At 45.6% G+C, this 12153-nt stretch carries 14 protein-coding genes; 2 read left to right on the plus strand and 12 right to left on the minus strand.

What is annotated here, in order from left to right; translation table 11 throughout:
• Positions 1-86 precede the first annotated feature (86 nt).
• The 8 genes from fusA to fkpA form a co-directional block, all read right to left on the minus strand.
• Positions 87-2195, minus strand: coding sequence for an elongation factor G (gene fusA, locus ACGF7G_RS12675; RefSeq protein WP_387465916.1), 2109 nt, complete (start codon positions 2193-2195; stop codon positions 87-89).
• A gap of 80 nt (positions 2196-2275) precedes the next feature.
• Positions 2276-2746, minus strand: a complete 471-nt coding sequence (gene rpsG, locus ACGF7G_RS12680; RefSeq protein ID WP_023044363.1) for a 30S ribosomal protein S7 — start codon at positions 2744-2746, stop codon at positions 2276-2278.
• 96 nt (positions 2747-2842) lie between these two features.
• Complete coding sequence (gene rpsL / locus ACGF7G_RS12685; RefSeq protein ID WP_021322890.1) at positions 2843-3217, minus strand: 30S ribosomal protein S12; 375 nt, start codon at positions 3215-3217, stop codon at positions 2843-2845.
• A 134-nt stretch (positions 3218-3351) separates the two neighbouring features.
• Positions 3352-3639, minus strand: a complete 288-nt coding sequence (tusB, locus tag ACGF7G_RS12690; RefSeq protein WP_133814333.1) for a sulfurtransferase complex subunit TusB — start codon at positions 3637-3639, stop codon at positions 3352-3354.
• Between the two features lie 20 nt (positions 3640-3659).
• Positions 3660-4019 carry a sulfurtransferase complex subunit TusC gene (tusC, locus tag ACGF7G_RS12695; RefSeq protein ID WP_387465919.1) on the minus strand — a complete coding sequence of 120 codons (360 nt, stop codon included), beginning with the start codon at positions 4017-4019 and terminating at the stop codon, positions 3660-3662.
• Positions 4020-4028: 9 nt separating this feature from the next.
• Positions 4029-4424, minus strand: a complete 396-nt coding sequence (gene tusD, locus ACGF7G_RS12700) for a sulfurtransferase complex subunit TusD (protein WP_387465921.1) — start codon at positions 4422-4424, stop codon at positions 4029-4031.
• Complete coding sequence (locus tag ACGF7G_RS12705; RefSeq protein WP_133814330.1) at positions 4424-5149, minus strand: transcriptional regulator; 726 nt, start codon at positions 5147-5149, stop codon at positions 4424-4426. Before ACGF7G_RS12705 ends, tusD begins: the two co-directional genes overlap by 1 nt.
• A 285-nt stretch (positions 5150-5434) precedes the next feature.
• A complete protein-coding gene (fkpA, locus tag ACGF7G_RS12710) occupies positions 5435-6199 on the minus strand; it encodes an FKBP-type peptidyl-prolyl cis-trans isomerase (RefSeq protein ID WP_387465923.1) in 765 nt (254 codons plus the stop codon).
• 250 nt (positions 6200-6449) lie between these two features.
• Here fkpA and ACGF7G_RS12715 point away from each other — a divergent pair, with 250 nt between their 5' ends.
• Positions 6450-6668, plus strand: a complete 219-nt coding sequence (locus tag ACGF7G_RS12715; protein ID WP_133814328.1) for a protein SlyX — start codon at positions 6450-6452, stop codon at positions 6666-6668.
• Between the two features lie 117 nt (positions 6669-6785).
• Here the strand turns inward: ACGF7G_RS12715 and slyD are convergent, their stop codons facing one another.
• The 4 genes from slyD to kefG all read right to left on the minus strand — a co-directional run bounded on the left by slyD (position 6786) and on the right by kefG (position 10038).
• Complete coding sequence (slyD, locus tag ACGF7G_RS12720; RefSeq protein ID WP_133814327.1) at positions 6786-7364, minus strand: peptidylprolyl isomerase; 579 nt, start codon at positions 7362-7364, stop codon at positions 6786-6788.
• A gap of 88 nt (positions 7365-7452) precedes the next feature.
• A complete protein-coding gene (locus tag ACGF7G_RS12725; protein ID WP_387465926.1) occupies positions 7453-7656 on the minus strand; it encodes a YheV family putative zinc ribbon protein in 204 nt (67 codons plus the stop codon).
• Positions 7640-9484: a glutathione-regulated potassium-efflux system protein KefB gene (kefB, locus tag ACGF7G_RS12730; protein WP_387465928.1), complete on the minus strand. Its 1845-nt coding sequence runs from the start codon at positions 9482-9484 to the stop codon at positions 7640-7642. The genes ACGF7G_RS12725 and kefB overlap by 17 nt, the downstream gene beginning before the upstream one ends.
• A 2-nt stretch (positions 9485-9486) precedes the next feature.
• Positions 9487-10038, minus strand: a complete 552-nt coding sequence (gene kefG / locus ACGF7G_RS12735; RefSeq protein WP_387465930.1) for a glutathione-regulated potassium-efflux system ancillary protein KefG — start codon at positions 10036-10038, stop codon at positions 9487-9489.
• A 127-nt stretch (positions 10039-10165) separates the two neighbouring features.
• Between kefG and ACGF7G_RS12740 the strand changes: the two genes are divergently transcribed.
• Positions 10166-12091 carry an ABC transporter ATP-binding protein gene (locus ACGF7G_RS12740; RefSeq protein WP_387465932.1) on the plus strand — a complete coding sequence of 642 codons (1926 nt, stop codon included), beginning with the start codon at positions 10166-10168 and terminating at the stop codon, positions 12089-12091.
• Positions 12092-12153: the final 62 nt, after the last annotated feature.

The raw sequence follows: 12153 nt of genomic DNA on the forward strand, positions 1-12153 counted from the left end.
TTTTCTTTAGACACGACTCTATTCCTTAATATCGCTCCCTCGTTATATGAGGAGGGAGCTAAATCTAGATATTAAACCCGAAAAGCTTATTTAGCTTTACGAGCTTCGATAATAGCCTGAGCGACGTTGCTCGGCGCTTCATTGTACTTCAGGAACTCCATGGAGTAAGAAGCACGACCTTGGGTCTGAGAACGCAGATCAGTAGCATAACCAAACATTTCAGATAATGGTACCTGAGCACGTACGATTTTACCGGTAGCAAGATCTTCCATACCGTCGATCATACCACGGCGACGGTTCAGGTCACCGATAACGTCACCCATGTAGTCTTCTGGAGTTTCAACTTCAACTTTCATGATAGGTTCCAGCAGAACTGGTTTCGCTTTCATGAAGCCTTCTTTGAAGCCCATAGAACCTGCGATTTTGAACGCCATTTCAGAGGAGTCAACTTCGTGGTAAGAACCATCGAACACTGCTACTTTAACGTCAACAATCGGGTAACCGGCCAGAACACCATTCTTCATTTGTTCCTGAATACCCTTGTCTACAGCAGGGATATATTCTTTAGGAATAACACCACCAACGATTTCGTTAGCGAATTGGTAGCCTGGGCCACCTGCTTCCATTGGCTCAATACGCAGCCATACGTGACCAAACTGACCACGACCACCAGACTGACGAACAAATTTACCTTCTTGTTCAACAGTAGTACGGATGGTTTCACGGTAAGCAACCTGAGGTTTACCGACGTTCGCTTCAACTTTGAACTCACGACGCATACGGTCAACCAGAACGTCCAGGTGAAGCTCACCCATGCCCGCGATAATAGTCTGGCCGGATTCTTCATCGGTAGACACGCGGAATGATGGGTCTTCCTGAGCCAGACGACCTAAAGCGATACCCATTTTTTCTTGGTCGACTTTAGTTTTTGGCTCAATCGCAACAGAGATTACCGGCTCTGGGAATTCCATACGCTCCAGAATGATTGGAGAACTGATATCACACAGAGTATCACCAGTAGTCACGTCTTTCAGACCGATCGCAGCTGCGATGTCGCCTGCGCGAACTTCTTTGATTTCTTCACGCTTGTTAGCATGCATCTGAACGATACGGCCAAAACGCTCTTTTTTGTCTTTCACTGGGTTAAGAACGGTATCACCGGAATTAACCACGCCAGAGTAGACACGGAAGAAGGTCAAGTTACCAACGAATGGGTCAGTAGCGATTTTAAACGCCAGTGCCGAGAACGGTTCGTTATCGTCAGAATGACGCTCTGCCGGGGTATCTTTACCATCTGGCAGAAGACCTTTAATGGATTCAACGTCAGTTGGTGCTGGCAGGTACTCAATAACGGCATCCAGCATTGCCTGAACACCTTTGTTCTTAAATGCAGAACCACAGGTAACCAGGATGATTTCGTTAGTCATAACACGATGACGCAGACCCGCTTTGATCTCTTCTTCGGTCAGCTCTTCACCGCCGAGGTATTTTTCCATCAACTCTTCTGATGCTTCCGCAGCGGCTTCAACTAGGTTGTTACGCCATTCTTCAGCCAGATCTTGCATATCAGCTGGAATATCTTCATAAGTGAAGGTCGTTCCCTGATCTGCCTCGTTCCAGTTGATAGCTTTCATTTTCACCAGGTCAACAACACCGGTGAAAACATCTTCTGCACCAATTGCCAATTGCAGAGGAACTGGATTTGCAGCCAAACGGCTTTTGATCTGCTCAACAACGCGTAAGAAATTCGCTCCCATACGGTCCATTTTATTAACGAACGCGATACGTGGAACTTTATATTTATTCGCTTGACGCCATACGGTTTCAGACTGTGGCTGAACACCACCAACCGCACAGTAAACCATGACCGCACCGTCAAGGACACGCATAGAACGTTCTACTTCGATAGTGAAGTCAACGTGGCCTGGGGTGTCGATGATATTGATACGGTGCGCATCAAACTGCTTAGCCATACCTGACCAGAAAGCAGTTGTTGCTGCGGAGGTGATGGTAATACCACGCTCCTGCTCCTGTTCCATCCAGTCCATAGTAGCAGCGCCATCATGAACTTCACCGATCTTATGGTTTACACCAGTGTAGAACAGAATACGTTCGGTAGTGGTGGTTTTACCGGCGTCGATGTGTGCACTGATACCGATGTTACGGTAGCGTGCAATAGGTGTTGTACGAGCCATTTGATTCCTCTATTCCTAGGACGTTCAATTTAAATCTGGGTGGCAGAGCTGCCACCCAGGGCATCATCACTACAATGGAATTACCAACGGTAGTGTGCGAACGCCTTGTTAGCTTCTGCCATACGGTGAACGTCTTCACGTTTCTTAACAGCAGAGCCTTTATTCTCGGCTGCGTCAGATAGTTCGTTCGCCAGGCGCAGGGCCATAGACTTATCACCGCGTTTACGAGCAGCTTCAACGATCCAGCGCATTGCCAGAGCATTGCGACGAACCGGACGAACTTCAACTGGAACCTGATAAGTAGAACCACCAACACGACGGGATTTAACTTCCACGGTTGGACGCACGTTATCCAGTGCGAGTTCAAAGGCTTCCAGATGTTCTTTACCAGAACGCTGAGCCAGGGTCTCAAGCGCACTATATACAATTGCTTCCGCAGTAGATTTTTTACCATCTACCATCAGGATATTGACAAATTTGGCCAGTAATTCAGATCCGAACTTTGGATCTGGCAAAATTTTACGCTGACCAATTACACGACGACGTGGCATGGAAATACTCCGTTTCGAATTCAGGGTTGTCCAAAACTCTACGAGTTTATTTTGACATTAAAGTGAAAATGTTTGGCCTTACTTAACGGAGAACCATTAAGCCTTTGGCTTCTTCGCACCGTACTTGGAACGACCTTGTTTACGGTCTTTAACACCGGAACAGTCCAGTGCACCGCGCACAGTGTGGTAACGCACACCTGGCAAGTCTTTAACACGACCGCCACGGATCAAAATTACGGAGTGTTCCTGCAAGTTGTGGCCTTCACCACCGATGTAGGAAGAAACTTCGTAACCGTTAGTCAAACGCACACGACATACTTTACGCAGTGCGGAGTTTGGTTTTTTAGGGGTGGTGGTATATACGCGAGTACATACGCCACGCTTCTGTGGGCAAGCTTCCAGAGCAGGAACGTTGCTTTTTGCAACCTTCATGCTGCGGGGTTTGCGCACCAGCTGGTTAATAGTTGCCATTATTAAAAAAACTCCTGGTTTTTTTGCTTCGTAAACACGGATAAAATCTCTTGTCTGCCTTGACGGCAAAACACGAGGACGCGGAATTTTATGGCTGACTCGCCGGGGTGTCAAGAAATATACATTTTCTCTGACTACCAAGCGAATTGTTGATGGTGTTTTACCGTCAGGTTAACAAAGTCAGTATAGTCGATAACTTGCACTTTGTCCGAAATCCGACCTGCCAATCCCCGCGCCTCAATATCTTCTTTCAGAACATACAATGTAACGCCATGATCAATTAAAGCCGGAAGACAGTAATTACCATCAATGCTTGCCAATACACCATCCTGCATAAACAGTATGTCATCACCACTGGCAAGCAGATTGAATATCACCTTGAAATCACATTGATAAGGGGATCGGCCAACAGTATATAGCATATCATCGTCCTTCCAATCGCTCAGAATGTCAGCACCACATCATAGCCAGCCAGTTTTTCACGAATCGCTTTTGCGGATATCACTTGCGCATCCAGAATACAACTGCGGACTGCGCTTAACCCACGCATGATAAGGTCTTCCTGGCACAAATAATATTTTTCAATATCGTACAGAGGCAAGACCTTAAACGTAGCAATATAGTTTCTGGCGAGGATCCTATCAGGTTGCTGATCCGGCAGGAGTTGCAGCACACCATCAGAAATAAAAAATACACCAATCTCTTCTGTTAATGCCGAGGTTGCCAATAATGCATCCAAACCTTCTCTGCCACCAGAATCACCATGAGGTGCTTTTGTAAAGACAAAAGCAATTCTTTTCATTTTTGCCTCTCAGAATTGCACCACACGATCACAAGTCAACATGGCTTCAGCGAGAGTTCCCAATCCACTTAATTCAAACCCTTCAGCCAGGTTTGCAACAGGTAAATTCAATTCATTCGCCTGCTGCGTATCAAGGACACCACGGCGAAGAGCGGCGGCAATACAAATATGCATACCAAACCGATGCTCTGTTGCCATCATCTGCCACGCGTTAACCAAATTAAACTCATCACTGGCTGGCGTGGTCAAGTGATTACCGTTATAAACCCCTTCCCGATAAAAAAATACGGTATTCAGTTTATGTCCCATCGCAATCAAAGTTTGCGCGAATTGGTAAGCACTGCTGGCTTGCTGGGTGCCATACGCAGGCCCCGTTACCAGCAGACAATAAGACAGCGAAGACATTACCGTTCGGGCCCTAAGCATTCCCCATTTTTAAACTGGCGAATATAGAGGTAAACAGTATGTTTAGAAATATTTAAACGCTCAGCAACCTGATTAATAGCGTCTTTAATATCAAAAATGCCTTTCTCATAGAGATTCAGAACCACCTGCCTGTTCTTCGCATTATTAGATACATTGCGATCAACATTAACTTCCTCAATAGTATATTCCAGCGTTTGCGCAACCAAATCATCCACGGATGATGCAAAGTTTACATTTGTTGGTGCAACGTCATGGGTTTCCTCCGGAATAAATGTCTGAATTATTTCAGAGAAAGGGACATCAAGATTCATATTAATGCACAGGAGGCCGATCACTCTGCGATTCCGGTTGCGGATCGCAATAGTGACAGATTTCATCAATGAGCCGCTTTTCGCTCGGGTAAAATAGGCTTTGGATACACTACAGTCTTCATCTGTAATGTCATGTAACATACGCAACGCAAGATCAGTGATAGGTGAACCTATTTTACGACCTGTATGTTCTCCATTAGCTATTCTGACCGCTGAACATTTAAGATCTTCCAGTGAATGAAGGACAATCTCGCAATGCCCACCAATCAGCATAGCTAAGCCATCAACTGCGGCTTCATAAGATTTTAAAATTTCGCGATCCGTTTCAGTAAACGGTTGGTTTTCCAATAAATCGATATCATTGATATCACCAGATAATAACGGGTTAGACATTAAATACACCATCCTTCAAACGCAGAAAACGTCTTGCTAAAAACACAACGTGATAAACGTATAAAAATTTCTTGTGAAAATTCAACTATTGCAGCTTAACAGAGATCTCAGTCAAAGATCTTTTCATTCACATCAAATATTGACGTTAAAACCACATGACATCATCGTCAAGCCATAACGACTCAGACATTTGGCCTCTATCACAGCTTTCAGTAACAAAAAACCGTTGACAGAATCTCTACCAACGGTTTTATCCACATTCATCAAAGATACTTAGTGAATAGATTACTTAGCTTTGGTATCCGCTTTCACATCCAGCAGCTCAATATCAAACACTAATGTAGAGTTTGCAGGAATGCCTGGAACACCAGCCTTACCATAAGCCAACTCTGGTGGAATAACCAGTTTGATTTTTCCGCCTTTTTTCACATTTTGCAAACCTTCTGTCCAACCAGGGATAACGCCGTCCAGACGAATAGAAAGTGGTTCATTACGTTTATATGAACTGTCGAACTCTTTACCGTCAATCAATGCTCCCTTATAGTTTACGACGACAGTGTCACTCGCCGCAGGCTTTTTACCACTGCCTTCCTGTTCTATTTTATACAAAAGGCCGGTTTTGCTTTTAACGACGCCTTTTTCCTTGGCAAATGCCTCGCGATATTTAGCCCCTTTAGCTTCACTCTCGTTGGCTTCTTTTTCCATCTTGGCTTCAGCCGCAGACTTTACTTTGCCTTCAAATGCACGCAGCGTATTTTCAATTTCGCTGTCAGTCAGTTTGCTCTTGTTATTAAAAGCATCCTGCACACCCGCCAACAATTGATCTTTATCCAATGGGATACCCAGAGATTTCTGCTCTTTCAGGGTGTTTTCCATATAACGCCCTAAAGATGCGCCCAGAGCATAAGCATTTTGCTGATCTTCTGTTTTAAATGCGCTGTTCAATTCTGTACTGCTTTGATTATCTACTTTGGCAGCCAGCGCCTGAGAGGCATTGAAAGCCATTGCCAATGTTGTGGCAAGCAAAGTGATTTTAAACAATGATTTCATCTGTTTCTCCAATAGCTTTGGGGGATATTTACTGTCAGCAAAAGTTATGCAATCAAGCCACTATAACTGTCTACAGGAGCACAACACAATTATTTGCTGCCTTAGTGCCCCAAAACTGTTGAGACAACACAAATAAAAAGAGGTTTCATAATAATCGTATTTCGCAGAATATTCTGGGCATAATCGGTTACTCTAATTAACATGAGACGTCTAATACAGATAATACATAGTCTGGAAGGGGAGAAAAATCATGGATCTATCAGAGTTTGAACAGCGGCTTGAACACTTGGAAAGCCGAGCTGCTTTTCAGGAAATGACTATCGAAGAGTTGAATCAGGTGGTGACTGAACAGCAAATGGAAATGACGAAATTAAGAGAACATTTGCGGTTGATGACAGAACGATTGAAAGCCACTCAACCATCAATGGTCGCTTCACAGTCTGAAGAAACGCCACCGCCTCATTATTGATTTTTACTAAGTAAAAAGACAACCAATCACTATACACAGGGCAAGTAAGAGAAACCGGCTCTCCCAATCTTGCCCCGCTTTTTTAAATATTAAAGCCTGACAATCCGCTTTAATCTATCAATGGCAGCTACCACCACCGCAGCACCCATTCCCTTCATTATGGTGATGATGATGACCATCGTCATGGCCGTGACCACCACAGCAACCACCTTCGCCATGTTCGTGACCATGCGCGCCGTGAACATGACCATGAGCCAGCTCTTCTTCGGTTGCTTCGCGGATAGCAATAACTTCAACATTGAATTTCAAATTCTGACCAGCCAGCATATGGTTACCATCAACCACAACGTGCTCATCTTCAACCGCAGTGATTTCTACAGGTACCGGCCCCATGTCGGTGTCAGCCAAGAAACGCATACCCACTTCCAGTTCATCAACACCAACAAATACATCTTTTGGCACACGCTGAACCAAATTGTCATCATACTGACCATAGGCATCATCAGCCTGTACGCTGACATCAAAACTCTCACCAGCCTCACGGCCTTCCAGCGCTTTTTCCAAACCGCTAATCAATGAACCACGGCCATGCAGATAGTCCAACGGCGCACTCACCGGTGACTCATCAACTAAAACACCATCTTCTGTTCTTACTTGATAAGCCAGGCTGACTACCAAGTCTTTTGCTACTTTCATGACATCTCCTACCCGTGGGTCTAAAAATTTTTACCGATTGTAGCGGAATTCCAAGCCTCTGTACCCACCGGCATTAAAATTCACACAATTATTGTGGTGTAAAAATACCAATCACCTGCTCCTGTTTTCTCACATGAGAGGCGGCTTTTTCATCAGCTTGACGTTGTTGATGACCACAATGGACACATTCCACCACATCCACCTGATCTTCCCGCCACATTGCCAGTGTGTCCTGAGAATGACATTCAGGGCAGGCAGCACCAGCAATAAATCTTTTACGGCTTACTGTCATTGTTTGCTCCGCTACTATTCATATGTTCGTGTTCATTCCAACCATCCGGTTGGAGACGCTCATTCAGCATTTCCCGCTCAAACAACTCTTCCAGTTCCCGTCGCGCCTCTTTTATACGGGATATGTGAGCCACATCACCCTGTAACTGTGGCATCAATTCTCTCAGCATCCGCATATCCAACCGCTGAAAATGTTGTTTTGCACGATAAGCTTTATGTGGATGCATTCCCAATCCGACCAACGTCTTACGGCCCAATTCCAATGCGCTGGAGAAAGTTTCGCGGGTGAAATTTTCCACCCCATTCTGTAACAATTCATGCGCTTCCAGGCGTCCTCTGGCCCGCGCCATAATATGCAGATTCGGGAAATGTTTTTGACATAAATGAACGATCATCATGGTATCTTCCGGCTCATTACAGGTAATAACAATCGCTTTGGCTTTCTCCGCCCCTGCCGCACGCAGCAATTCCAATTCAACCGCATCACCATAATAAACTTTGTAGCCATAACGCCGCGTGGTACTCACAACACTGACATCACGCTCCAGTACCGTTATGTGGATTTTATTCACCATCAGAAGACGGCCTATTACCTGCCCAAACCGGCCAAAACCAACTAAAATCACCTGCGGATCATTATCTTCCACAAATGGCTGTTCTGCCGTCTCATCCGAGGCATTATAACGGCGCGCCAAAATAGCATCGATCAATTGCATCACAAGCGGTGTTGTCATCATTGAGATCGTCACCACAACCAGTAACAAAGCCATCTGTCCGCTATTGAGTACATTCTGGCTCAGTGCGGCAGAAAACAGAACAAAGGCAAATTCTCCGCCCTGGCTGAGAACACCGGAAAATTGCAAGCAGGATGAACCCCGCAAGCCCGCAGTCCATGCGATGAGATAAAGAACAACACCTTTCACAATGACCAAAGCCAGTACGCCGAGTAATACATCGGACAGATGTATCAATAGCACCCCCAGATTCAGGGACATCCCTACCGAAATAAAAAACAGTCCTAACAATAATCCCTTGAACGGTTCTATGGAGATTTCCAGTTCATGGCGATATTCACTATCTGCCAGCAATACCCCGGCGATAAAGGTTCCCAGTGCCATAGAAAAACCCAGCGCTTCCATAAACAATGCTGAACTGAGCACCACCAATAATGCCGCCGCCGTAAACACCTCACGCACGCCAGCTCTGACAACTAAACGAAACAACGGACGTAACAGATAACGGCCACCCAGCAACATAACGGCAAAGGCAGCTATTTTTAACACTATCCGGTACCAGTCACTGGATGCTGTTTCACCTGCCAGAAGTGGGATCAACGCCAAAGCCGGGATCACTGCCATATCCTGAAACAGCAAAACAGAGAAACCAAGCTGCCCGCCTTCATTGCGGTTCATGCCCTTCTCTTTCATCAGTTGCAGCGCCATTGCTGTTGAGGACATCGCCATCCCGATACCACCGATAACTGCCGCCTGCCACGAAAAATCTGTCAGATATAACAGCCCAGCCAGCACACCTGCGGTGAAAATAACCTGGGCCGCACCGACACCAAAAATCGATCGCCTGAGTTGCCAGAGTTTAGACGGGTTAAGTTCAAGACCGATGATAAACATCAGGAAAACGATCCCCAGCTCAGAGAAATGAAGAATATCATCAACATCTCTGATAAAGCTTAACCCCCACGGGCCAAGGACAATCCCGGCGAACAAATAACCTAATACTGCCCCAATCCTAAATTTCTGTGCGATAGGCACTGCCACCACAGCAGCAAATAAAAATAGTACCCCGGCGCTGAGTTGCGCTGAATGCTCCATAGCTATAGCCCTCCTAATGATAATGGCGATTTGAGCCACTCACGATAAGCATTAGCATGGATGGCAAGAAGTTCAGGTTTTTGACGACGTGCCCAATAAATAATTATCGGTGATAACCAATGCATACGGCACATGGATGCTGTCAGTTCAAAAGGGCGAAGAATCTCTTCCATTGGATAGCAGTTATAACCATCAGCCCGGAAAGCACCTTCTGGCTCTCCGGTTGTGATCACTGAACCCCAATATTTCCCCTGTAATGCAAACCCGGTGGCACCACTGGCAAACCCCCGTGTCAGTACGCGATCCATCCACTCCTTTAACAAAGCTGGACAACTGTAGGTATATAATGGATGTTGAAAGACAATCACCTGATGTTCACGAAGCAGTTGTTGCTCATGGTGAACATCAATAAAAAAATCTGGATAAGCTCGATATAAGTCGTGAACCGTAACATGCTCTAAATCCAGCACAGGTTGCAACAAAACGCGATTTGCTACTGAATCCTGTGGCTCAGGATGGGCATACAGCAGCAGGACTTTAGGCGGCTGTAACATCGTTCCCTCCTCAAGAACGTGTCAGGACACGTATTTTCCGTTACCATGCATACAAAGTGACAAAATCAGGGCGCTTATTGCCCCATTACTTTCTAATAATTTAACATACTCTATACAAACGACACCTATGATTGTTTTCTCTTCATTACAAATTCGTCGCGGAATCCGTGTCTTGCTGGATAATGCCAGCGCCACTATCAATCCCGGACAGAAAGTGGGTCTGGTAGGGAAAAATGGCTGTGGTAAATCTACCTTACTTGCACTATTAAAAAATGAACTTCAGGCTGAAGCAGGAACATTCACTTTTCCCGCTAACTGGGCGCTGGCTTGGGTGAATCAAGAAACACCGGCTCTGGAAATACCGGCTCTGGAATATGTCATTGATGGTGATAGTGAATTCCGTCAACTGGAACGGCAACTACAGTTAGCCAATGAAAAGAATGACGGTAATTTGATCGCTCATCTACACAACCAACTGGACACGATTCAAGCCTGGACCGTCCGCTCAAGAGCATCAAGTTTACTTCACGGTCTAGGCTTTTCTCAGGATCAACTGGATCAACCAGTACGTGCGTTTTCCGGTGGATGGCGTATGCGCCTCAATCTGGCGCAAGCCTTGCTCTGCCGTTCTGATTTGTTGTTACTTGACGAACCAACCAACCATCTTGATCTGGATGCGGTGATCTGGCTGGAAAAATGGCTAAAAAACTACCCCGGCACATTAATCCTCATCTCCCATGACCGGGATTTTCTGGACCCGATTGCCGATAAGATCCTTCATATCGAGCACCAATCCCTGTTTGAATACAGCGGCAACTACTCCTCTTTCGAACGTCAGCGTGCAACCAAACTGGCACAACAACAGGCGCTCTATAAAAGTCAGCAAGAGAAAGTGGCACATCTACAAAGCTATATTGACCGTTTCCGGGCCAAGGCCAGTAAAGCCAAACAAGCTCAGAGCCGTATCAAGATGCTAGAGCGGATGGAGTTGATAGCGCCTGCCCATGTTGATAACCCGTTCCATTTCAGTTTCCGCAAACCGGAGAGTCTGCCAAACCCACTGCTGAAAATGGAAAAAGTCAGCGCAGGCTATGGCGAGCGGACGGTTTTAGGTTCCATCAAACTGAATTTAGTGCCTGGCTCGCGCATTGGCTTGCTTGGCCGCAACGGCGCAGGTAAATCCACGTTAATAAAATTACTGGCTGGTGAACTGCAATCCCAGAGTGGAAACATCGAGTTAGCCAAAGGGATCAAACTGGGATATTTCGCCCAGCATCAATTGGAATATCTGCGTGCTGATGAATCACCATTACAGCATATAGCACGCCTTGCGCCACAGGAAACAGAGCAGCAACTCAGGGATTATCTGGGCGGTTTTGGTTTCAAAGGTGATCAAGTCACTGACCCAAGCGGGCGTTTCTCCGGGGGAGAAAAAGCACGTCTGGTTTTAGCATTGATGGTTTGGCAACGCCCTAATCTTCTGTTGCTTGATGAGCCAACCAACCACCTCGACTTGGATATGCGTCAGGCACTGACAGAAGCGCTGATCGATTTTGATGGTGCATTAGTTGTGGTTTCCCATGACAGGCATCTATTACGTTCGACAACCGATGAGTTGTATCTGGTTCACGATGGCCGGGTAGAATCTTTCAATGGCGATTTGGAAGATTATCAACAATGGCTGACAGATCAGCAGCGTCAACAAAATCAGCAATTACGTGAGAACAACGATAAGGAAAAAGAGTCTTCCGGCCAAAGTGCTCAGGAAAGAAAAGATCAAAAACGGCGTCAAGCTGACTTCCGTAACCAAACGCAGCCATTGCGCAAACAACTGACCAATCTGGAAAAACAGATGGAAAAGTTAGGTGATGAACTGACCACATTGGAAAAACAACTTTCTGACAGTACTCTCTACGATAGCAGCCGTAAAACCGAATTGGCTGAATATCTGCAAAAACAAGTTCAGACCAAATCAAAATTGGAAGAAACTGAATTAGTATGGATGGAGATTCAAGAACAACTTGAACAAATGACCCAAGAATTTAATGGGTAAATATTTTCATAAGTGAGACTTAATAAAAAATAAAGCGGCGGAAATAACCCGCTTTATTATCA

This window comes from Photorhabdus sp. RM323S (genome assembly GCF_042879375.1).
Lineage (GTDB): Bacteria > Pseudomonadota > Gammaproteobacteria > Enterobacterales > Enterobacteriaceae > Photorhabdus > Photorhabdus tasmaniensis.